Source organism: Segatella copri, from assembly GCF_019249765.2.
Classification (GTDB): domain Bacteria; phylum Bacteroidota; class Bacteroidia; order Bacteroidales; family Bacteroidaceae; genus Prevotella; species Prevotella copri_K.
Window position 1 is genome coordinate 1,401,779 of the sequence record NZ_CP152484.1, and the last position, 23,838, is coordinate 1,425,616.

Genomic DNA, 23,838 nt, shown 5'->3' on the forward strand with positions numbered 1-23,838 from the left:
GCACCCCTATAGAAAACTTCTCGTTAATAAAGCATAAACTTGATTTTGCTTATTTTCTTCATCATTACAAACTTTTTAATGATTGAGTCGATGAGGACGTAGGCTGTTTAAAACAGTTCATTTAACGAGTTCTTTTCCGATGATGCCTCCAACATGTCTCCTTTGTCTATTATCGCCTTTCAACAGATTATCTGCCAGGAGATGCGTTTTTGCATTCCCCGTAAGTCAAAAGTCTGCGTTAATGGATGTAAATCGTGATTTTGCCATGTGGAGAAAAATGCTTATCTTTGCACCAAAAAAATGGCAAGCGACTGTACTGACATAGATGTTGTTTTGCGCCAGATAAACCAGCGTCTGCGCAAACTTGAGAAGTCCGACTCCGAGAAGACTGAGGAGATCGGACGCCTCAACCGTGTCATTAACCAGAAGGACGTGGAGATACATAATCTAAAGACAGAACTTGCTTCCACAAAGGCAGAACTTGCCGTTGCTAAAGAGCGCATCAAGGAACTCGAGGGAGCTGATGACGATACATCAAGTACACCAGGAAAGCCCGAGAAAAACAGCAGTAACAGCAGTATCCCTCCATCCCAAGAAAGTATCGCTTCCCGTGAGCTGCGCAGGACAAAGTCTCTTCGCAAGCCAAGCGGAAAGCCGAGCGGTGGACAGCCTGGCCACAAGGGTCACACACTGCAGACTATAGCAGAACCAGACGTAATTGTAAAGCACGAACCAGTCTATTGTAAATGCTGTGGTCGGCTCTTGATTGATATACCATGCCAGAAGATCCGTAAGACACAAATTGTTGATATCAAGGTGGTCGTAGAGACCTGCGAGGAACAGTATTACGAGAAGGTCTGTGAATGCGGTTGCGTAAACAACTGCGAAGCTCCCAACTGTCGTATCAAGTATGGTGACAACCTCCGTGCACTGGTGACATACCTTAATGTAGTGCAGTGTATTCCGTTCAAAAGGATTGCAGAACTTATATCCGACCTGTCCGGCCAGAATATAAGTGAGGGTACAGTGCAGAACATACTCAAAGAGAATAGCGGCAAGGCAGACTGTGCATATGAGGAAATACGCAAGAGGCTGGAAACAGCGTCTGTCGTAGGAGCCGATGAAACTGGTGCTACGGTAGGAAAGCATCTGCATTGGAACTGGATATTCCAGAACGACCTGCTTACATACGTGTTCCAGTCAGAATCGCGAGGTCAGAAGGCCATAGATTCCAGGTTTCCAAAGGGACTTCCCTATTCGACACTTGTGACTGACAGACATCAGAGCTACTTCAAGATGAATGTTAAGGACCATCAGGTCTGCCTGGCTCATCTTCTTAGGAATGCAGAGTATCTGAACGAACTGGATCCAAACCAGAACTGGTCACGGAGATTCATCCATCTGATAGAACACTCTATAAATCTCAGAAGAGAGGACAACATTACCTCTAGAAAGATAAAGGTACTGAAGACAAAGATGAAGAACCTCTTGGGTGAAAGCCTCACGCATTTAGATAACGAGTTTGAGAAATTCAAGAGGGGTATCCTTAAAGTCAAAGACTACCTATTTACCTTTCTCTCCAATCCAAGTGTGCCTTACGAGAACAATGCCAGTGAGCGGGGAGTTAGGAAAATCAAGATAAAGCAGAAAGTCAGCGGTTGCTTCCGAACAGACAGCGGTGCCGATGATTTTGCCAAGTTGCACTCCATTGCTGAAACTGCTATGAAGAACGGAAATTCTAAATTTAATGCAATTCTTGCTGTAGTACAACAGTAAGACGATTACTCATGCCCATAGGGGTGCTGAGTAGTTACGGAAAAAAGAAGCCAATTCATATTATTTTCTAAAACAACCAACACTTTACATGATGCCATCAGCGCGAAGTTTCTGCTGCCATTTCCAAGCAGAAGCCAACACATCTTCAAGCTTAGCCTCAGCCTTCCAGCCGAGTACCTTGTTCGCCTTGGTGCAATCACCCCAAATTTTCTCAATATCGCCCTCTCTTCGTGGACCATACTTCCAATTCAGTTTCACACCTGTAGCTTTTTCAAAAGTCTCAACAATTTCGAGAGTTGAGTTTCCATTACCTGTACCGATATTGAAATATTCGATAGGCTCAGTCTCCTTATCAAGAACACGTGCCATAGCAGCTACATGTGCCTTAGCCAAGTCTACAACATAAATATAGTCGCGGATACAGGTTCCATCAGGAGTATCATAATCATTACCAAAGATAGTGAGTTCCTTGCGGATACCCATAGCTGTCTGAGTAACGTATGGAATCAGATTGTTTGGCACACCATTTGGCAACTCACCAATCTCAGCAGAAGGATGTGCACCGATAGGATTGAAATATCTCAATACAATGCTCTTGATGGCTGCACCACTATGGATATAATCAGCTATGATCTGCTCATTAATCTCCTTAGTATTGCCATAAGGTGAAGTAGCCTTCTGATGAGGAGCCTCTTCTGTTACAGGCAAATTCTCAGGCTTCGGCTGACCATAAACGGTACAAGAAGAAGAGAAGATGATACCCTTTACCTGATACTTTGGCATAAGTTCCAAGAGATTGATGAGCGATACGATATTGTTGCGATAATACAACAATGGTTTCTGTACGCTCTCGCCTACTGCCTTGCTTGCAGCAAAGTGAATGATACCCTTAATATCAGGATATTTCTGGAATACTGCCTCGGTAGCAGCCTTGTCGCGCAAGTCAACCTGTTCAAAAGCAGGGCGGATACCAGTAATCTTTTCGATACCATCGAGTACTTCAATCTTTGAGTTTGAGAGATCATCTACGATAACAACATTGTAGCCTGCCTGCTGCAACTCTACTGTAGTATGGCTACCTATGAAGCCTGTACCACCTGTAACAAGAATAGTTTGTTTCATAATCAAATATAGTTAGTTTGAAGAATTATTATATTTCTTCTGCAAAAGTACTGCAAAAATCTGAAAAAACAGAAAGATTTTTCAAAAAAATACTTTTTTCCTTTGTTTTATCTATTATTTATACTATCTTTGCAAAAGATAATAAATAGTAAAAAGGCTCTAAGAAAATGGAAAAAAACATGAAACATTATAATATAGAACAAGACATGAGATATTTGCAGTTGCTCTCTCAGTCGTTCCCTACTATAGCAGAGGCGAGCACCGAGATTATCAACCTGCAAGCCATCCTCAACCTGCCAAAGGGTACCGAGCATTTCCTTGCCGACATCCATGGTGAGTATGAGGCCTTCCTGCATGTACTGAAAAATGCATCAGGAAATATCAAGCGTAAGGTGAACGAACTCTTTGGCAATACCCTTCGCGAACAGGAGAAGCGAGAACTCTGCTCTCTTATTTACTATCCTGAGCAGAAACTGGAACTCGTCAAGCAGAACGAACCCGACATCAACGACTGGTATCACATCACCCTGCACCAGTTGGTGGCTGTATGCCGTGATGTTTCCAGCAAATATACCCGAAGCAAGGTGCGCAAATCGCTGCCATGCGATTTCTCGTATATTATCCAGGAGCTTTTGCACGAGCACACCGAAGATCATGACAAGACAGCCTATGTCAATGTTATTGTTGATACGATTATCAGCACAGGCAGAGCCGATGATTTCATCATCGCTATAGCCAACGTCATCCAGCGCCTGGCTATCGACCAGCTCCATATTCTGGGCGATATCTACGATAGAGGTCCAGGAGCCCACATCATCTTGGACAAGATGCGCCGCTACCACAGTTGGGACATCCAGTGGGGTAATCACGATGTACTATGGATGGGAGCAGCTGCCGGCAATAATGCCTGCATCTGTAATGTGATCCGTCTCTCCCTGCGATACGCCAACCTCTCGACATTGGAAGAAGGCTATGGCATCAACCTCGTACCACTCGCTACTTTTGCGATGGAAACCTACAAGGAGGATGATTGCAAAGAATTTCTGCCTAAGCTCAGCGGAGGTGCAGCAGCAATGGATGAAAAGACCCAGCGGCTCACCTCTCAGATGCACAAGGCTATAGCTGTCATCCAGTTTAAATTAGAGAGCCAGCTTTTCAAGAAGCATCCGGAATGGAAGATGAAAGACCGTTGTCTTTTTGACCATATCGATTACAGGAAAGGCAAGGTAGAGATTGACGGAAAAGAGTATGACATGACCTCATGCCACTTCCCTACCATCGATCCGGACAATCCGGACAAACTATCTGAAGAAGAGGAAATTCTGATTCAGAAACTGCATCATTCGTTTATGGTCTGCGAGAAGCTGCACAAGCATATCAAGGTTATGCTGCAGCATGGTTGCATGTACGCTATCTTCAACAACAACCTGCTTTTCCATGCTTCCTGTCCGCTCAACGAAGATGGTTCATTAAAAGAGGTAGAAATATATCCTGGCAAGAAATTCAGCGGCAGAGCCCTGATGCATCATACGGGCATGCAGATACGCACAGCTTTCCAATCAGATTCTGATCCGAATGAAAAGGAATATGCCATCGATTATTTCATCTACCTATGGTGCGGTCCTGACAGTCCGCTCTTCGACAAGAGTAAGATGGCCACCTTCGAGCGCTATTTCATTACCGATAAGGAGACTCATAAAGAAGAGAAGGGATACTACTTCCTGTTGCGCGATAACGAACAGGTTATCGACCATATTATGGATGAGTTTGGGGTAACCGGTCCTAACCGCCATATCATCAATGGGCACGTGCCCGTTCGCACAACCAAGGGCGAGAACCCTATCAAGGCAAACGGCAAGCTGATGGTTATTGATGGAGGTTTCTCTAAAGCCTACCACAACGAGACTGGCATTGCCGGCTACACCTTAGTATATCACTCCCGCGGATTTCAGCTGGTCCAGCACGAGCCATTTACGAGTATGGAAGATGCCATCAAGCAAGGTACCGACATCAAGAGTACCACACAGATTGTAGAAATGTCGAACCGCCGAATGCTGGTAGCCGACACAGATATAGGTTGCGAACTCCGTAAGCAGATAGAAGACCTGAAAGAGCTTCTCTATGCTTACCGACATGGTTTCATCAAGGAATCAGAAAGGAAGAAGTAAGAAACCGAGCATACAAAAAGCCCCCGGTGCTACATGCATCGAGGGCTTTTTTTCAGAATTTTCTGAACCGCAATCTCAGGGTTTTACTCTTCAGTTGCATCTTACCTCCGGTCATTACCTCCTTGGCAAAATGCTCATTCAGATGATTGATGCCACAGCTACGCAAAGAATCATTCATTTCTGTTAAAAGTACATCGCCTCCATAATCTTCATGCCATTTATTACGATAAACAGATGTAATCAGCAAACTGTCGGAGGTTTGCTCAAAACGCAGATAAAATCCTCTTCCATCACCAAAATAGTCATAATCAGCAACCTGAATCAACTTATACTGGCAGCCCCAGAACACGCGCTTATCTGCAAAGTTACAAGTACCCCCTGTAGCTAAAGTATCTACCTGCTCCAGATGCCAGAAACCATCCAAATCACCATTCTGGCTTGTTTCTACCTCACATGAGCTTAGAGTGAGCATCATAACAGCAAGGGAAAGCACCCCTATTATCTTTTTCATATTTTCTATCTTATCGATTATTATTTTCTTTTCGTCAGCAAACCTCTTTTGCTGATGGTTATCTGCATACCGGCATTATGCCCCAGCATCTTTTCGCTACCGAAATCCATCGCATAGCCTGCCTTCAACTGCCACTGATGCGGGAAATCGTAATGACCCTCTACCAGAAAGCTTACATTATGATGCTTTTTTGTAAACGGGTTGCTATATGTACCCCAACCTTTCTGATAGGTGCCTAATATACGATAGCCCAACCGCTGTGTAGGCTGACCATCAAAACCCAGATGATAAGCTATGAAACGGTTGTTTCTGATATCAATATATCCGTCATTATTATAAATAGGCGAACGGTAGAGTGGATTTCCTATCACCTGGCCCCAATGCTGCCATCCAGGATAGATGCTGTGGTTATAATAATCATCAGTACCCGCTATATGGTCTGCGATACCCGATGTACGGTCATGATTGTACGGACCACTCTGATATTTGGTATAGAGATACTCCAGCACCACATTTTTCAGCCAGCGCGAATACTTCAGATTCAGTTCGAAGCCCAGCATGATGTCCTTCAGCGAATACATGAAGAAACGGCGTTTTACTTTCTTATTCCAGTCTGCGCCCTCACCATATCCATTATAGTCGAGGAGAAACATCTGGCTGTGATCTTCGAAATAATGATCGGCATAGATGGCAGCTTTCCAACTGTCAGTGTCATAATTGATACGCATCAGCCAACTGCCCAACTGGTTGCCGGCAACATTGGCATAAGCCCCTTCACCTGCATCAGATCCCGTTGCCGACAGCGCATGCCAGAAGCCTTTCAGATTTTTCTCGGTAGGAATCTGTACCATACTGTCACCTATTGGACGATATGCATTGCCACCAAACTGAGCAACCATTTCCAAGCCCATTTCTATGCTGAGCGGACAGAAAGCATTCTCGTTTCCGATACGCAGAAAACCAGCTTTGCTGTGATAGAGCATGTGGTCACAATATTTAGTCTGCCGTTTCGTAAAATCATGCTGCCAGCCATCATCCGTAGTCATACCATAAGCCAGATGACCTTTCAGTTGCAGCCAGCCTCTACCAAACGGAAGCGTCCAATATTCAGGAAGCGCCAGACGAACCTGAGGTATCGGACGGGCATTGATACCCAGACACTGGCTACCACTGGAGAGCGACTGGTTTTTTAGCTCCATCGGATATTCCTTGGCACCTGCAGTCAGCACACCATAAAGCCAGCGGGCCTCCACATAAGCCTGCTGCACCACTACATGGCTGGTATAGTTTACCGGTACTGCCACATCTACTCCATATCCTACAGCCCAGCGGCGAGCAGAATCTGCAGAAAGCGGACGAACCAGACTACCTCTGAGATAGCCGTTATTCTTCTCTAAAGAACTTAATCCATGTTTGTTTGCGTTAAGCCACAATGGGGTTTTACCTTTCGAAAACGACCCTTGCATCTCAACACCATATTGTATATCTGCCCGAAGATCTAGCTTCTCCGTGCCATCCTCCTCTTGCCACATATACTGTGCCATAGATGGGGCTGCCAGACTGCAAAGGGCAAAACATACACCTACCTTTATCTTATTCATAATTAAATCTATACTTTCAAGATAAAAACGTAATTATCTCTATTATATTGTATATATTCAGAAAAATAAAAAAAGAGCAACACTTGCCTCTCATTTTTTGAGAACAAGCATTGCTCTTTTGATTGAATTATCGTTTTATCCGAAGTTATCATACATGATGCTCTCAGGATCTACTCCCAGAGAATCCAGATAATCTGTTACTGTCTTGATCAGCATTGGAGGTCCGCAGAGATAGTACTCGCAATCCTCTGGTGCCTCGTGATCCTTCAAGTAGGTATCACGGATGCAGTTAACAGCAAATCCCTCGTAGTACTTCACGCCCTGAGCATCTGCCACTGGGTCCTTGCGGTCGAGTGAAAGATGGAAGTGGAAGTTAGGGAATTCCTTCTCAAGCTCCCAGAAGTCCTCAAGGAAGAATGCCTCACCCAATGCACGCGCTCCGTAGAAGAAGTGAAGCTCACGGTCGGTGGTGTGCAGGGTCTTGGTCATGTGCATAATCTGCGCACGCAATGGAGCCATACCGGCACCACCACCAATCCAGATCATCTCCTTGCCTGATGTGAAGTTAGGATGGAAGTCTCCGTAAGGACCACTCATCATTACCTTGTCGCCTGGCTTCAATGAGAAGATGTAAGAAGAAGCGATACCTGTTGGTACGTTCTGGAATCCTACCTGTGGACGTGGCAAGAATGGAGTTGTGGCGATACGAACCGTCAAGGTGATGATATCACCCTCGTCAGGATAGTTCGCCATAGAGTAAGCACGAACGGTAGGCTCTGGGTTGTGAGCCTTCAAGGAAAGAATGTTGAACTTCTTCCATGCTCCGATGTACTCCTCGCCAATGAGATCCTTGTCGAAGTCCTTGTCGTAATCGATGCAGTCGTATGCAGGAATCTTGATCTGAGCGTAAGAACCCGGAACGAAGTCCATGTGCTCGCCTGGAGGCAATGCCACCTTGAACTCCTTGATGAAGCTGGAAACGTTCTTGTTGGAGATAACCTCGCACTCCCACTCTTTCACGCCCATCACACTCTCAGGCACCTTGATCTTCAGGTCGCCCTTCACCTTGCACTGGCATCCCAGACGCCAGTGGTCCTTAATCTGCTTGCGGGTGAAGTGAGGCTTCTCTGAATCGAGAATCTCGCCGCCGCCCTCGAGCACCTGAACCTTACACTGGCCACAGCTTGCCTTACCGCCGCAGGCAGAAGGCAGGAAGATGCCGTTCTCATTCAGCGTAGTCATCAAACTGCTGCCCTGAGGCACGTTGATGGTCTTGTCGCCATTGATTTCGATATTTACATTTCCGCTAGGGCTCAGATACTTCTTAGCCACGAGCAGGATGATAACCAGCAGGAGAATCACCACGAGGAAAACTCCGATACTAGCCAATATAAATGATGTATTACCCATATCTATAGTCCTCCTATTTTAGATTTTCAAGCCTGAGAAGCAAAGCATAGCCATTGCCATGAGGCCTACTGTGATAAATGTGATGCCGAGTCCCTGCAATGGCTTTGGCACGTCGCAATACTGCATCTTCTCGCGGATGGCTCCCATCAGCACGATGGCGAGAGTCCAACCCAGACCGGAACCTACGGCATAAACGATGCTATCCCATACAGAGGTGATAGCCTGAGTATTGGTAGGCTCCATCAGGATGCGCTGCTGCATGAAGAGCGATGCACCCATGATGGCACAGTTTACGGCAATCAATGGCAGGAAGATACCCAGCGCTGCATAGAGCGATGGTGAGAACTTCTCTACAATCATCTCGACCAGCTGCACGATACCGGCGATGACGGCGATGAAGAGGATGAAGCTCAGGTAAGTGAGGTCAACACCCAGGATTCCATCGGCGCTGAGCACCTTGGTCTGCAACAGGTAATCTACAGGCACGGTAATGAGCAACACGAAGGTTACTGCCAAGCCCAGGCCCAAAGAGGTCTTCACGTTCTTGGATACTGCCAAGTATGAACACATACCCAGGAAGTAGGCGAAGATCATGTTATCGACGAAAATCGAACGGAAAAACAAACTTATTGCGTGCTCCATCTTACTTCTCCTCCTTATAAATATAGGCACGATGTACCCAGATTACACATCCAACGAGAATCAATGCCATGGCTGGCATGGTCATCATACCGTTGTTAACATATCCAAAGTCGTAAGCTCCCTCCGGTATCAGCTGGAAACCGAGCAATGAGCCGCGGCCCAGGAGCTCACGAACAGCACCCATAATCACGAGGATAAGGGCGTAACCCAAACCATTACCTATACCATCGAGGAATGAAGGCCAAGGCTTGTTCATCATGGCGAACGCCTCCAAGCGACCCATCAGGATACAGTTGGTGATGATAAGACCCACATACACTGAGAGCTGCACGCTCACGTCGTAGGCGAAAGCCTTCAGCACCTGGCTCACGATGGTAACCAGGGCAGCAACTACCACCAGCTGGACGATGATACGGATGCGCTGAGGAATGGTGTTGCGGATGATGGAAATAATCACGTTAGAGAATGCCGTGATGATAGTAACGGCAAGTCCCATCACAATGGCTGGCTTCAGCTGGGAAGTAACAGCCAGGGCACTACAGATACCAAGCACCTGGACGAGGATAGGGTTGTCGCCGTTCAGTGGCTTGATGAATGCCTCCTTATTTTGTTTACTAAATAATGCCATAATTTCACTTAATTATTTAATGAATTTAGCAAGACCTTCCTTGAGCATGGCATCCACACCGTTGGATGTCAATGTAGCACCGGTAACGGCATCCACATTGTTAGGGTCGCTGGCAGGAGCGTCTTTCTCTACGCCCAGAGCGATGCCCTCTACTCCATCCTTGTGAATCTTCTTGCCCTGGAACTTCTGCTGCCACTTCAAGTTGTCCTTGATTTCAGCACCGAGTCCGGCTGTCTCGCCTTCGTGGTTGAAATATACGCCATAGATGGTGTTGTTGTCGGCATCCACGGCGATGAAGCCTGAAATGCCGCCCCAGAGACCCCTACCCTTTACAGAGTAAACGGTCTTCTTCTGACCATCAATCTCGCACTCGTAATACTTCATGCCGTCTTTCTCCTTCTCGTCCTTCACCACCTCTTTATATTTGGCAGCCGCAGTAGCGTTGTCAAGGTCGCGCAGGTTCAGCGAGTTCAGAATCTGCTTCTGAGTATCAAGAGCCACGTTGGCATCCTGTGTTGCCTTCAGCGAAGAAGACACGAACGCGAGCAGGAATGCCACGATTACCACGATGATAACCGAATAGATAATAGTATAGCTATTTGAATTTGTCTTCATATCTACATTCCTCCTACATTATTTAATAGCACGTTTAGCACGGCGAGAGATGTTGCTCTGAACTACACAGTAGTCGATGAGTGGAGCAAACATGTTGCCGAAGAAGATAGCGAGCATCATACCCTCTGGATAACCTGGGTTCATCACACGTACGATAACGGCGATGGCACCAATGAAGAATCCGTAGAAGTACTTACCCTTCTCAGTACGGGCAGAGGTTACAGGGTCGGTAGCCATGAATACGGCTCCGAAGCAGAAACCACCGAGAACGATGTGCTCATACCAGGCGATAGGTGTCATGCCGAGAGCCTGGAAGATAAGGGCCATCACGATGCCGCCTGCGAATACTGAGCCCATGGTCTTCCATGATGCGATGCCTGTCCAGAGAAGGATGATGGCACCGATGGCGATGGCGATGACTGAAGTCTCACCGATACAGCCAGGAATGAAACCGATGATAGAATCGCAGAGACTAGCTGAAGGCATGCTGCCCTGAGCCAGCTGACCGAGAGGAGTAGCAGCTGTGAAGCCATCAGGCAGGGTGTTACCCAGACCGAAGATAGCATCCTTAGCCACCCAAACCTTATCACCACTCATAGCCAATGGATATGAGAAAAAGAGGAACATACGGGCACCCACAGCCACATTGAAGATGTTCATACCGGTACCACCGAAGATCTCCTTGCAGAAGATGACTGCGAAGGCGCACGCCAGAGCGAGCATCCACAGCGGTGTAGAGATAGGAATGATCAATGGGATGATGATACCGCTGACGAGGTAACCCTCCTGGATTTCCTCGTGCTTCCACTGAGCCCAGGCAAACTCGATGCCGAGACCCACGATGTAGCTTACCAGCAACTTAGGGAGGACAGCCAGGAATCCGAAGCCGAAGACCTCGATGAAGCTGGCAGCATCCAGTGTACCTGCAGCCTTGAAATTCTGGTATCCCACATTATACATACCGAAGAGCAAAGCAGGAATCAGGGCGATTACCACAAAGCTCATGATGCGCTTCGAGTCGATGGAATCGTGGATGCTGGCTCCGCTCTTCGCTGTCGTATTAGGCACGTACAGGAAGCTCTCAAAACCGTCAAACACGCTCTCGAAGGCATGCAGCTTACCTCCCTTCTGGAAGTTAGGCTTTATCTTATTGAGATAATTTCTTAATGCACTCATTATTATAATAATTAATAGTTAAAAGTTTATAGGGGTTTAGCAGCATTGCTATCAACTATAAACTGTCAACTGTAAACTAAAACTAAGCGTTCTCCTTGCGCAGGGTATTCAAGCCCTCGCGTACAATCTTCTGCAATTCGAGCTTAGATGAATCCACGAACTCAGCCACAGCAAAATCTTCAGGACTTACCTCGTAGATACCGAGCTGCTCCTGCTTGTCGATATCGCCGGTGATGATTGCCTTGATGAGATACTCACCATAGATGTCCATCGGGAGCACCTTGTCATACTCGCCGCTCATGATCATGTGGCGCTCGCCACCCTTCACGCGGGCATCGAGATTATACTCCTTCTTCTTGCCGAAGAGCCAGGAGAGATATGAACGCGATGTAGAGAACTGATCGGTACGTGGAAGAATCCAACCTAGCATCTCGTCATTGTCATCACCCTCTGGGATAGCTGTAATCTCTGACGTATGACCACCTACGAAATCGGCTACAGTTGTCTTTACACCTGTAAGAGGATTACCATTGATAAGTCGCACATGGTCAGTAGCTTTCAGCTGATTGGCTACAAAACTGCTTAAAGGTGTACCTACCAATACTTCAGCATAGCCAGGAGTCTTGATTTCACTACCAGCCACAGCTACAGTCTTGTGCAAATCAACCTTACCTGTCAGGAAGAGTCTTCCGAAGAAGATAACCGATGCTGGATCTACTGTCCAAACCACCTCGCCCTTGTTAACCGGGTCGATGTTGTTCACCTGTACGCCTACATTACCTGCTGGGCAAGGACCGTCGAATACATTGAGTTCTACGTTCTTAGCCTCGCCGAGCGCATTGCTGTGCTGGTCAACGCCAACACCAAGATAAGTTTTCGCAATCTTGCTCAAGGCTGTCAAACCCGTCTGGAAAGCCTCTTCGTTGCCTTCGAGTTCTACCTCAAAGTCGGCTGCGAGCGGCATGTCGCGGAGGGCAGAAACGAAAATTGCCTTAGGCTTGGTGTCGGGAGTTGTGGACACAGCATAAGGCAACTGGTTGATGTATCCGAAGAGACCAGCCTCAAGCAGCGCCTGCTTGACAGCCTCACCGTCTAACGCATCAACGTTTTTCTTACCAAAATCCGTAGAGGTCTGTACTGCGTCGGCCTTCACCTTCACGCAGAGCACCTTTCGGCGCTCACCTCTCTCAATGGCGGTTACTTCTCCGCTCACTGGCGAGGCAAACTTCACCTCCGGGCAAGCCTTGTTCACAAACAAGGCATCTCCGGCATTGACATGATCGCCCTCGCGTACCACTACCTTAGGAGTCACACCCGTGAAAGCCGCAGGAACCAGCGCATACTCGCCAGCCTGAGCCACCTGGAGCGTTACATCCTTGGAAGCCTTACCCGTAAGGTTAATGTCCAAGCCTTTACGTAACTTAATTACATTTGCCATAACTACATTAAAAAATATTAAATATAAATTTACTAATCACTTCAAGATATATGCGTCAGCGCCCTCATCAAGACGCTATACTGGCCATCTGCCATAAAACATATATTTTATCTACTTCTATGCTGAAACTTCTAACGTGCTGCAAAAATAGTGAAAAAAAGTGATATAAAAAAGAAAAATTGTGTGAATTATTCGATTTTATGCCGATTTTTCAGTAATTTTGTCGCAAAATTCAAATTAGTAACATTTTTGTAAACTAGAGAAAGCAACTCTGAAACATTTAAAACATATCATCAATAGCATTATATGGACGCTGGCTGCTGTCTATTTCTTGCTTGTCGTACTGTTGCACGTGCCACCAGTACAGGCCTTCATCGGCTCTGAAGTAGCCGGTGCACTGGCTCAGAAATTCGGCACTCAGGTAAGTATCGGAAAGGTGAATCTGGGCTTCTTCAACCGCATTATCATAGATGACGTGATGATGCTCGACCAGAAGGGCGACAGCATGATCTGTGCTTCGCGCGTATCGGCAAAGCTCGATTTCCTGCCTTTGAAGGATGGCAAGATTTCGGTTTCATCTGCCCAGCTCTTCGGGCTCAATGCCAACATCTACAAGCAGGATGCCAAGAGCCCGATGAACATCCAGTTCGTGCTCGATTCGCTGGCTTCGAAAGATACCACCCGCCATACTCCGCTCGACCTGCACATCGGAAGCCTGATTATCCGGCATGGTGCCGTTGCCTACAACCAGCGCGATATTGCACCTAAGCCGGGCGTCTTTTCGCCGCAGCATCTAGGCATCACCGACCTCTCTGCCCACATTATTCTGGGCCATCTCACCGACAAGGATATCCATCTGGCTGTCAAGAAGATAGCGCTGAAAGATAAATCAGGACTTCAACTCAGAAATCTGAGATTCAAACTCGATGCCGACCAGCAGCAAGCCCTGCTCAGAGACTTCAGCATCGAGCTCCCTCATTCGCAATTGCAGTTTGATGACCTGCGCGCTACCTACCGCATCGAGAACAAGCATATCGTAAAGCCTACACTCCAGTTTCAGGGCGGCATCAAGCCATCCGTCATCACGCTTGCCGATATTGCCTGCTTCGTGCCTGAACTCCGCAAGTTCAAGGATGCCCTGCAGCTTCATCTCCAGTTTTCGGGCACCAGTACATCTGCCCGCATCCATAACCTCGAATTCAAGACTCAGAGCGGCAGTCTGCTGCTCAGGGCTAACGGCCGTGTGAGCGATTGGGACCGCCTTCTGCGCTGGAAGGCAAACATCTCAGCCCTCAAGATATCAGGCGATGGCATCGGAGAGGTTTCCAGAAATCTGGGCAAACGCATCAGCATTCCGAAAGAAGTGCTGCGCTTGGGCGACATATATTATATAGGTGAAGTATATGGTGCTGGCAAGAAGGCAGGCACCCGCGGCCAGCTGAAGACCGGCGTGGGCGAAGTAGCCATCAAGGCCGAAAAGGCTGGCTCCGAGCTCAAGGCTAGCATCAACACCCAGGGCATCAACCTGGGCCGAATCCTCGACAACGGGCAGTTCGGCATTCTGGCAGCATCGCTTTCGGCTCACGGCAACAAGCAGCATTTCTATGCCAAGGGCAGCATTCCGCGCTTCGATTTCAACAAGTACAGCTACCGCAACATTCAGATAGACGGCAGCTATAACCGGGGATTGCTCGAGGGACTCGCATCCATCGCCGACCCTAACGCCAACATCCAGGTAGAAGGCTCCTACTCCATCCCCCGCAAGCAGTATGCAGCTACTGCCCATGTACAGCATCTGCTGCCAACCATCCTGGGACTGAAGGTTTCTGACAAGACCTACAGTCTCGATGACATCACCGTAAGCGCCAAGAATCAGGGCAAGGACAGCTATTTCGACCTCGAAGCCCCGTTCGCCAGCATCCATGTTAACGGAGAGTACGATTACGCTACCCTCACCAAGAGCTTCACCAACCTGGTAGCCAGCAAACTGCCTACCCTTCCGGGCATCGGCAAGGTAGACAGGAGTGCGAAGAACCATTTCACCTTCCAGGCAGAAATCACCTCTACCGAGATACTGCAGCGCATGCTGGGCATTCCGCTGAAGATAGAGCAGCCCGTCTTTGCCGATGGATTCATGAACGATGCCGAGAAAACCGTCAACATCTATGCCAGCGTGCCTGACTTCAGCTATGACGCAAAAGACTATCATGGAGCCAAAGTGCGACTGCATACCATCAACGATTCGCTCAAGATAGATGCACAAATCAGGCAGGGCAAATGGGGAGATAACGGACCGGGCATCCACGTAAAGGCAGCCGCTGCCGACAACCAGCTCTTCGCCAAGCTCTTCTACAACAACCATTCGGCTAAGCTCCCTATCCAGGGCATCATCGATACCAGGGCGCAGTTCTTCAAGAACGAGAATCATGTTTCTACCGCCCACGTAACCATACACCCGTCTGAAATCAGAATCGACGGCACACCGTGGAAGGTTCATCCTGCCGACATCATCTACAGCAAGAACCGCCTGCTGGTAGATCATTTCGCCGTGAGCCACGACCAGCAGCACGTCATCGTTTCCGGTCTTGCTACACCCGAGAAAACCGATTCTATCGTAGCCGACCTGAAGGATGTGGATGTGGCATACGTGCTGAACCTCGTCAATTTCCATTCGGTAGATTTCACCGGCAAGGCTTCGGGCAAGGCTATCATCAAGAGCCTCTTCAACGACCCTGATGCCTACGCCCAGCTAGACGTGAAGGAGTTTACCTTCGAAAACGGACCGCTCGGTGTGCTCCATGCTGGTGTCAACTTCAACAAGGAGCTTGAACAGATTGATATTCATGCAGTTGCCGATGATGGTCCTGAGCATCAGACGCTCATCAACGGATACGTCTCGCCTAAGCGCAACTATATCGACCTGGGTATTGATGCCCAGGGCACCAGCATGAAATTCCTCGAGAATTTCTGCGGCAGTTTCATGAACCAGGTAGAAGCCTGGGGCGATGGCCATCTCAATGTGGTGGGCGATTTGAAAAACATCAATCTCGTGGGCGATATTACCGCTCACGGCAAGGTACACCTCAAGCAGCTCAACACCGATTATACCTTCGATGCGCTCCGTGCCCACGCTATCCCAGATGATATCCTCATAGAGAATGATACCATCTTCGACCGCAACCGCAACATAGCCATCCTGAGCGGAGGCATCCACCACAAGCACCTCACCAGGCTGAGCTACGACCTCGATATCAAGGCGCACAACTTCCTGGGCTTCGATACCCGCGAGTTTGGCGACAACACCTTCTATGGCACCATCTATGCCACGGGCGAGGTAGGCATCCACGGCAAGAGCGGCGAAACCGTCATCGATATCAACGCCGAGCCCGAACCGGGCAGCATCTTTGTATATAATGTGGCAAGTCCGGACGCCATCAGCGACAAGAGCTTTATCCACTGGCACGAGATTGTGCCGGATATCATGGACAGCCTGAACGGGGCTCCAACCACGAAACAGAGAGAGGATGACATCGATTTCGAATCGGATATGCGCATCAACTTCCTCGTAAACACCAACCAGAACCTCACGCTCAAGCTGATTATGGACGAGCAGTCGGGCGATTACATCACCCTGAACGGAGATGGCGTAATTCGCGCCAACTACTTCAACAAGGGCTCGTTCGACATGTTTGGCAACTATGTGGTAGACCACGGCACCTACAAGCTCACCATCCAGAATCTCATCAAGAAGGAGTTCGAGTTTATGCCGGGCGGCACCATCGCCTTCGGTGGCAACCCATACAACGCCCCACTCAATCTGCGGGCTAAATATACCGTAAACGGAGTGCCGCTGAGCGACCTGCGCATAGGCCGTTCGTTCTCGGGCAACAACATCCGCGTAGACTGCCTGATGGACATCACCGGCACGCCTCAATCGCCTAAGGTAGATTTCTCTATGGACCTGCCTACGGTTAACAGCGATGCGAAGCAGATGATCTACTCTATCATCAATTCTCAGGAAGAGATGAACCAGCAGGTGCTCTATCTCTTGGGCATCGGCCGGTTCTACGCCCAGACCAACAACAACCAGGTGAGCGAGGACGGTGAACAGCAGAGTCAGACTTCGCTGGCGATGCAGAGCCTGCTGAGCGGCACCATCTCGCAGCAGCTGAACACCGTACTTTCCAACGTGGTGAAGAGCAACAACTGGAATTTCGGTGCCAACATATCCACGGGCGATGAAGGTTTCAACAATGCCGAATATGAGGGCATTCTGAGTGGCAAGCTGCTCAACAACCGGTTACTCTTCAATGGCCAGTTCGGTTATCGCGACAATCCGAATGCCACGCAGAGTTTCATCGGTGATTTTGACCTCCGCTACCTCATCTTCCCTAACGGCAACCTCGCCATACGCATGTACAATCAGACCAACGACCGCTATTTTACGCGCAACAGTCTGAACACGCAGGGTCTCGGTCTCATCATGAAGAAAGACTTCAACGGCTGGCGCGATTTCTTCGGCATCAAAAAGAAGAAGAAGAAAAAGAAATAAAAGCCAAAAAGAGGGTGTGTCATAACCAGATGACTCACCCTCTTTTTTATTTTCAGATAACCGTAATCCATACAGATTCCCCCTGCTCCCTAGCCTCGGCGATGCGGCTGATGAGGCGGTTGAGCCAGATGCGGGAGTTCACAACCATTCCCCTGAACTTGTTCTCGCCCACCAGGATGCAGCCTTGCGTGTCGTCAGGATAATTGCCTGCATGGATGCGGATGCCCTCGAAACCGGGCACTCCCTGAACGAGAGGCAGAAAACACTTAAACCTGGGCGACGGGGTAACAAGCAGCGGATAAGTGCCCTCGGGTATCGCCGTCTTGCCCCGAACCTTGCGCGCTATCTTGCCGCTCACCCTGCCCGAACGGGCATCCACTTCCCCAGCACTCAACGTGATGCCCAGCAGATTGCGCCAGGTAGGCTCCAGCGTATCGCAGAAATAATGCTCCTTATCCAGCAGCGTCTCAGAGAAGGTATCGCGAAATTCACGTTTGTCTTCCAGACGCTTGCTGAAACTTTGGCGGCTCTCTACCTCCTCCTCTTTCAGAAGATAAAGATGACCTATCGTATAGGTCTTCTTCTTGGCTATTCGCTTTACTATTATTTCCATAAGCTTATTCTTTATTGAGAAGATAACTTCTGTTGTAATGTACCTTGCGGAAAATTAAACTGTCAGTGTCAGTGTCAGCAGTTTCATCTTTAAGCAGCTTCACCACATATCCGCGCGATACCCACTGGTAAACAGCATCCATCGTACGCTTGCGGTTGTCGTCGAACCCCTGCTCCCTGCGCAGATTGGCATAATCCTTGAGCGAGAACTGTTCGGGCAGCATCTCAAGCATATTCTTCGGACCCCTCGGTGCTGTCTTAGGCACGCTGTCCTGCTCTCTGTCTGCATCGTAAATCATCTGTCCAAATAATTTCAACTTACAGTAGAGGTCATAACGCTCGCTCCAGCGCACGAAATCTGCGATGGATTTCTCCCATTTCATGCCGTTTGCCACATACAGCACGCATGCCTTCAGATAGGCGATGACATTGGCTCTGAACGAGAGATTCTCGAATACCACATCCTGCGACAGACGGGCAAACTGGGCATTTTCATCCAGAAGCGTCTGAGCCAGCTTGCGGGCTCCAGGGCAGTCTACCAGTCCTCTAGCCTTCACCAGATTGTCGATATAGGGCTTCAGCTGTTCATCGAAGGCTGCATCATAAGTGCCGTATACCGGAAGCTCCGAACCGCATGGACGGCGCTCGATGGTGCTGAACGAGATACGGCTGATAGGACCATCCGTTACCACCCTTTTGAAATATTCGCGACACTTTTTCGGGGTGCAGCAGGCATTCCAGTTGAAGCGCACCTTGATGGTTTCGGTAACGCTCTGTGTGCCCACTCTGTCCTGTCCGTAATTACCCAGATCGAAGGCAAGCTCCATGATGCGGAAGTGCTGGTTAGTCTTGCCCTTCAGCGCATCGAAGAGGTTCAGCTCGTTCAGTTTTGAATAGAGGAAATGGTTCTCAGCCTCCTTCATTCTGAGCACAAAGGCAGGGTTCGTCATATCAATATTAACCTCTTGTATAACAAGTCCTTGCGGTCTTTCTCTCTTGTCTTTGTTCGAGCCTTTGCGGTTGCATTCATCTTTCCATAGTCGCTCTCTTTCTCTCTGTTCAGCATCCCGCTTTCTGATGTCAGCCATGATGTGGTTGATAGGTTGCGTGATGGCTTCCTTTCCGCTTCCTGTAGGGGCACACAAGATAGAAGAAATGGTAGCCTCATGCTCTACATTATCGAGATAGCGGAATCGGGTTTCGCAGAGATGCGATGCCAGTGGCGGGAAGATGGCCTGCGATACGGCTGGACGGTAAATCCCCGGTGTTTTCGAAATCAGGAGTCTGATGAGTTTGGGCAATTTTTCCGGCATCTGATGAATATGATAGAAGTAAGATTCCGGATTGTTGATATCGCCGAAATCGCTGTCATCATAGTTGGCAGAAAGCGTATTCATCTCTTCATTCCTTACCAGCTCTACGGCCTTGCTCACGATGCTGGGCATTCGGTAGCTCTGCTTTCTGTTGCAGGCACTCTCCACGGTTATGAACGCCCTCTTCCGGTCTTCGCCAAAGGTTGGAATCACCTGCTTGATCCATTCCGCATTATCATCGCAGAGATAACGGAGATAGCAGCTTAATGTAAAGATAAACGAGTTTCTGGAGCCATGTTGCGGCTCTCCTCCCAGCAGCTCTATCAGCTTCTCTATGATAACCGGATAAGGCACCCCCTGGTATTCCTTGGGATAGCTGGCAGGAGCACCCTTGCCGTCAGCCTGCTTGCCGTCAGCGCCAGCTCCGTCTCCTTCAGCAGCTCCGCCGTCAGCCTGCTTGCCTTCAGCACCAGCTCCGTCTCCTTCAGCAGCTCCCTCCGGTCTCCCGTCAGGCAGCCCCCGTTCCGGGGCTTTCCAAGCCCCGTCCCCCTTCAGTTCTCCGTTCCCCTTCAGCTCTCCGTCCTTTTTCAGCTTCTCGCTCGGGGTTGCAGCCTCTCTATCCTTAAACAGCTCCTCTTCATTAATAAAGAGGATATAGTCTTCGGGCACGATGAACGAAGGCCGAGCCAGGTCCTTCACGCAAGAATCATAATCCTTATCCTCCAGCTGCTCCGACATCCATTTCTGCGCATCAGCCAGGTTCATTCCCCCCGGGATAACGAAGACAAGCCTCAGTCCCTCGAGCGAAGGCGTAACATGAACCAGCAGGATGCATTCCAGCACCTCAGGCTTATTCTGCTTCAGCTCCTGGCTCTTCGTCTTCCACCACCCTCTCGGGTCGGGAATATGGTCTTTGTCGTAGATAGAAAGCCCGCTGGGGATGGCATCCGCATTCAGTCGTCGGCCGTTCTTGAAGGTAGCATGCGGAGTGAGAATCGGGAGTTTAGCCTTCAACTTCGTCTTCAGCGCCACATAATCATCCTTGCTCATCTCGCCTCTGCGCAGGCTCTCAAGTGCGTCTTCTATCTCGGCGCAAGTCTTCACCACCACACCGCTCTGGGCTGCCTGATGAAAGAGCTGGGGCGTACAAACCTGTACCGCCCTGCTCCTTACACTTTCGGATATTCCAAAACTCATAGACTAGCAATTTTTCATTACAAACTCACCGGCAATCTCACTCTCTTCGCAGATAACCTGAGCCGGCATAACCTCGGCTTCTCTGCGGCTGATACGCAGATGCATTCTCACATCCTCATCGCCCACGCTGGCACTTCCATGAGCCAGCCGTATAAACTTGCGTTGTTTCCGCGTTTCGCTATTGCTGGCGAATGCGTTGAAATTACCCTCCTTGGGGCTGACCAGGGCGATAGAGCCCTTCTTGCGTTTGCCCTGCGTCAGGAGAGCCTGATACACAGCATCTGAAATCTGAATCTTAATATACATAATTCTTTATTTTTTTATAATAAGCAAAACTCTATAAACTATTAACTGTCAACTATTAACTAACATCAGAATGGCTGTACTTGCTCAAACTCCGAGATATGCGTCTCGCCATAATATCTGCCGTTATACTCCCTCACGCTGTGGCGGAGCCCGATGCCCAGTACATCGCCTTCCTTAGCCGTAAACTTGTCTACCGCATCGCCGAAGAGCCGCGCCACATACCGGTCGGGATGAACCGCATTCTCCATTGATTCCACCACTACCTCGCGAGATTTCCAAGGATTACCTGTCTGCTGGCTTACACCACTCTGAACGTCAAGAAGCTTGACTACTTTCATCTTTTTCATAAACTTAATAATTAAAAATTAATAAATCATATTTACGGACAAAAAAAATGCCCCGCAACCAGACTTGTCATCTGATTACGGGGCAAAGATACGGCTTTTTCACCTTTAGGATAAATAGGCAAAATAGGATTAATTATTTTTTCCTACGTTTTTTCTTTTTTTCAGTCATTAATCCTACATATTCTCTTCAAAAAATGCATCCACCAGCTTCTCCATATCGGAATCCTTTTCCAGGGGCTTGTTACAGAAGGCATTATTGAACGACTTCTTTATTGCATCCTTCTTGATTTTGCAGTCTTCGGTCAGGAATCGGAAGATGGTGTTCACTCCTACCGCTCGCTTGCGGGGAATTACCCCATATTCTTTCCAATGATCAAGGAAGGAGAAGATGGCGATGTTCAGGGGCGAATTTCTACTAGAACTGGTAGGCAGCCCTGCCAACTCATTCTGCTCTAGGAATCTGCAGAAGAGATCAGCCTGTTTGCGGGTTTCCGCCTCGTCCTTGACGCAGTAGTTTTCATCACGGGCAAAGAGACACTCGCTCTTTCTGCCCCTACCGGTTTCCTTCTGGCTGATGTCAGCAGCAGCAACATCTTCCGCCTCGAGGTCCTCATCCTCCGAACAGTCAATCAGCTGTACAGAAGAAACCGTCTGTCCGCCTCTCCCTCCATCTTTCGGCGGATATACATTCACCACGCCAAAGATATTCTGCTGTTCAACATGCTCGTTGTAATAAGCCCCAGGGCATATAATAATCTTATTTCCACTCATAATCTTCTCCTTCTAATCTAAATCTTCTACGTTTGTATCTAGGCAGAGAATCCATCAAATCCGCCTCAGGAAGAGAACCCGGCAGGTCCGCCTCAGGAAGAGAATCCCGCTTGTCCACCTTAGGATGAATATCCTGATGATGAACCTCAGCATTGTACACCCCTCCTTTTTCTACCGTAACATTGTTAGGCCTAGGTTCATTCTGCTCCTTTGCAACTTGTTCACGACTGCCAAAAATGCCTTGAATCATATCCTTCAGTTCGCGATGTATAGGTTCATGTTTGCCAAAGCAATCATCTGTCATATGGTTTAACAGCCCCATACATTTAAAAGTCTGCGAATCATCTATCGCAGTCTTCATATCTTTAACAAATCTGATACCGGAGTCAATCATTTCTCTGGCAAATTTTTCTTTCACCTCAGATACATCGACCTGCATGGCTGTATCTTTACGTTCTGCATCTTTCTTCATGCGACGAATGGCGATATCCTGACTGCTGATTTCATCTCTTGCTTCATCAAGTTTCTTACTGAGCTTCTGGTTTTCCGCCTGAGCCTCTTCCAGTTTATATTCCAGCATACTGCATTCCGCCATAGCCTCTCCCTGACCCCGAGCCAGCTCCTTATTTTTCGTCTGAGCCTCACCCAAGTCATGAGCCAGCTGCTGGTTTTCCTTTTGAGTCTCATCAAGTTTCTGAGCCAGCTGCTGGTTTGCTTTCAGAATATCTTCACTATTCTTCGCCAGCAGCTTGTTTGATTCCTGAGCCTGATATAGTTTATACGCCAACTGCCTGTTTTCCGCTTGAGTTGCTTCCAAGTCATGAGCCAGCTGCTGTTTTTCCGATTGAACCTTATCCAGCTTCTGAGCCAGCTGCTGTTTTTCCGATTGAACCTCGCGAAGTCTATGCGCCAGCTGCCTGTATCCCGCCTGAACCTTATCAAGACTCTGAGACAGAACCTTATTTTCCTCCTTAGCCTCATCCAGATTCTGAACCAGCTGCAGGTTATTCGATAGCAGACTATCGGAGATACTCTTCTCTTTAGCTAGCTCCTTCTTCAGCTTGTTAATCTCTCCTTCCTTCGCCATTATATACTGTTCGAATCCAATCTTCAGTTTCTGGCTAACGTCATCAATCATGTCGTGGTAGGTGCTGACAGAAACCTGTTTTTGCCCATTTTTATCCTCCACCTTCTCTTTCTGCTTCTCCGCTGTTGTATTTTTTTTCTTATACAACTCAAAAGGAGTTTTCTCCTTAGGATAAACAAAGTAATGTTCATCATCAGCTCCATAATTAAGGCTATGGTCCCCTTCGAATACTTCTCTCATAAATATAATTTTTGTTTAAATTGTGTTTTTAGGGTAAAGTATAAGATGCGGTTCCGGTTCGGGGGTTCAAGTTTGTTGAGCTTGGGCTCGGGAAACAAAGCTGCAGGGCCTCATCCTTTATCTAAAAATATATAGTTGTTAATACAATTCCCGCTTAAAGCGAAAAGTAGCACAAAGGTATATATAATTTTTTGAATGACCAAACAAATGAACACATTTTTTCTATCATTTTCTGACACTGACACTGACAGTTATTTTTTCCGAGGGTAGTAAAAGAGTAAGAAGAAAAGTTATATTTATATATATAAATATAAAATATTATATTA

Annotated in this window: 18 protein-coding genes; 3 read left to right on the top strand and 15 right to left on the bottom strand. The window is 48.0% G+C overall.

All coding sequences use genetic code 11. The annotated features are described in order from the left end of the window. The first annotated feature begins 300 nt into the window (after positions 1-300). Complete coding sequence (tnpC, locus tag KUA46_RS06375) at positions 301-1,776, top strand: IS66 family transposase (protein ID WP_434725783.1); 1,476 nt, start codon at positions 301-303, stop codon at positions 1,774-1,776. An 84-nt stretch (positions 1,777-1,860) separates the two neighbouring features. On the opposite strand, the gene galE is transcribed toward tnpC, so the two are convergent. Continuing rightward, complete coding sequence (gene galE, locus KUA46_RS06380; RefSeq protein WP_006849003.1) at positions 1,861-2,898, bottom strand: UDP-glucose 4-epimerase GalE; 1,038 nt, start codon at positions 2,896-2,898, stop codon at positions 1,861-1,863. 179 nt (positions 2,899-3,077) lie between these two features. Between galE and KUA46_RS06385 the strand changes: the two genes are divergently transcribed. Continuing rightward, positions 3,078-5,066 (top strand): fructose-1,6-bisphosphatase, encoded by a 1,989-nt coding sequence (locus KUA46_RS06385; protein ID WP_118080050.1) that lies wholly within the window; start codon positions 3,078-3,080, stop codon positions 5,064-5,066. A 52-nt stretch (positions 5,067-5,118) separates the two neighbouring features. Here KUA46_RS06385 and KUA46_RS06390 read toward each other — a convergent pair whose 3' ends face one another. The 8 genes from KUA46_RS06390 to KUA46_RS06425 form a co-directional block, all read right to left on the bottom strand. Then, on the bottom strand, positions 5,119-5,577 hold the full coding sequence (locus tag KUA46_RS06390) for a lipocalin-like domain-containing protein (RefSeq protein ID WP_117727982.1): 459 nt from the start codon (positions 5,575-5,577) through the stop codon (positions 5,119-5,121). Between the two features lie 20 nt (positions 5,578-5,597). Continuing rightward, positions 5,598-7,178, bottom strand: coding sequence for a capsule assembly Wzi family protein (locus KUA46_RS06395; protein WP_218487191.1), 1,581 nt, complete (start codon positions 7,176-7,178; stop codon positions 5,598-5,600). A gap of 135 nt (positions 7,179-7,313) precedes the next feature. Next, on the bottom strand, positions 7,314-8,588 hold the full coding sequence (gene nqrF / locus KUA46_RS06400) for an NADH:ubiquinone reductase (Na(+)-transporting) subunit F (protein WP_022121847.1): 1,275 nt from the start codon (positions 8,586-8,588) through the stop codon (positions 7,314-7,316). Between the two features lie 18 nt (positions 8,589-8,606). After that, positions 8,607-9,230, bottom strand: a complete 624-nt coding sequence (gene nqrE, locus KUA46_RS06405; protein ID WP_006848996.1) for an NADH:ubiquinone reductase (Na(+)-transporting) subunit E — start codon at positions 9,228-9,230, stop codon at positions 8,607-8,609. 1 nt (position 9,231) lies between these two features. Continuing rightward, the gene (locus KUA46_RS06410) at positions 9,232-9,858 is read right to left on the bottom strand and encodes an NADH:ubiquinone reductase (Na(+)-transporting) subunit D (protein WP_022121848.1); all 627 of its coding nucleotides are present in this window, start codon (positions 9,856-9,858) and stop codon (positions 9,232-9,234) included. A gap of 12 nt (positions 9,859-9,870) precedes the next feature. Beyond that, positions 9,871-10,473, bottom strand: coding sequence for an FMN-binding protein (locus KUA46_RS06415; RefSeq protein WP_022121849.1), 603 nt, complete (start codon positions 10,471-10,473; stop codon positions 9,871-9,873). A gap of 18 nt (positions 10,474-10,491) precedes the next feature. Continuing rightward, a complete protein-coding gene (locus tag KUA46_RS06420) occupies positions 10,492-11,649 on the bottom strand; it encodes an NADH:ubiquinone reductase (Na(+)-transporting) subunit B (protein ID WP_117727986.1) in 1,158 nt (385 codons plus the stop codon). 82 nt (positions 11,650-11,731) lie between these two features. Continuing rightward, positions 11,732-13,087, bottom strand: coding sequence for a Na(+)-translocating NADH-quinone reductase subunit A (locus KUA46_RS06425; protein WP_218487190.1), 1,356 nt, complete (start codon positions 13,085-13,087; stop codon positions 11,732-11,734). A 352-nt stretch (positions 13,088-13,439) separates the two neighbouring features. Between KUA46_RS06425 and KUA46_RS06430 the strand changes: the two genes are divergently transcribed. Then, entirely contained in the window at positions 13,440-17,639 is a 4,200-nt protein-coding gene (locus KUA46_RS06430) for a translocation/assembly module TamB domain-containing protein (RefSeq protein ID WP_218487189.1), read from the top strand. A gap of 52 nt (positions 17,640-17,691) precedes the next feature. Here the strand turns inward: KUA46_RS06430 and KUA46_RS06435 are convergent, their stop codons facing one another. The 6 genes from KUA46_RS06435 to KUA46_RS06460 all read right to left on the bottom strand — a co-directional run bounded on the left by KUA46_RS06435 (position 17,692) and on the right by KUA46_RS06460 (position 23,512). After that, complete coding sequence (locus tag KUA46_RS06435) at positions 17,692-18,252, bottom strand: DUF5675 family protein (protein ID WP_218487188.1); 561 nt, start codon at positions 18,250-18,252, stop codon at positions 17,692-17,694. A gap of 4 nt (positions 18,253-18,256) precedes the next feature. Continuing rightward, a complete protein-coding gene (locus KUA46_RS06440; RefSeq protein WP_218487187.1) occupies positions 18,257-20,761 on the bottom strand; it encodes a VirE protein in 2,505 nt (834 codons plus the stop codon). Positions 20,762-20,764: 3 nt separating this feature from the next. Then, positions 20,765-21,067 (bottom strand): cell division topological specificity factor, encoded by a 303-nt coding sequence (locus KUA46_RS06445; protein WP_218487186.1) that lies wholly within the window; start codon positions 21,065-21,067, stop codon positions 20,765-20,767. Between the two features lie 65 nt (positions 21,068-21,132). After that, the gene (locus KUA46_RS06450; protein WP_022121856.1) at positions 21,133-21,414 is read right to left on the bottom strand and encodes a DUF3127 domain-containing protein; all 282 of its coding nucleotides are present in this window, start codon (positions 21,412-21,414) and stop codon (positions 21,133-21,135) included. Positions 21,415-21,588: 174 nt separating this feature from the next. Beyond that, on the bottom strand, positions 21,589-22,185 hold the full coding sequence (locus tag KUA46_RS06455; protein ID WP_218487185.1) for a hypothetical protein: 597 nt from the start codon (positions 22,183-22,185) through the stop codon (positions 21,589-21,591). Further along, complete coding sequence (locus tag KUA46_RS06460; RefSeq protein ID WP_218487184.1) at positions 22,172-23,512, bottom strand: hypothetical protein; 1,341 nt, start codon at positions 23,510-23,512, stop codon at positions 22,172-22,174. Before KUA46_RS06460 ends, KUA46_RS06455 begins: the two co-directional genes overlap by 14 nt. Positions 23,513-23,838 lie beyond the last annotated feature (326 nt).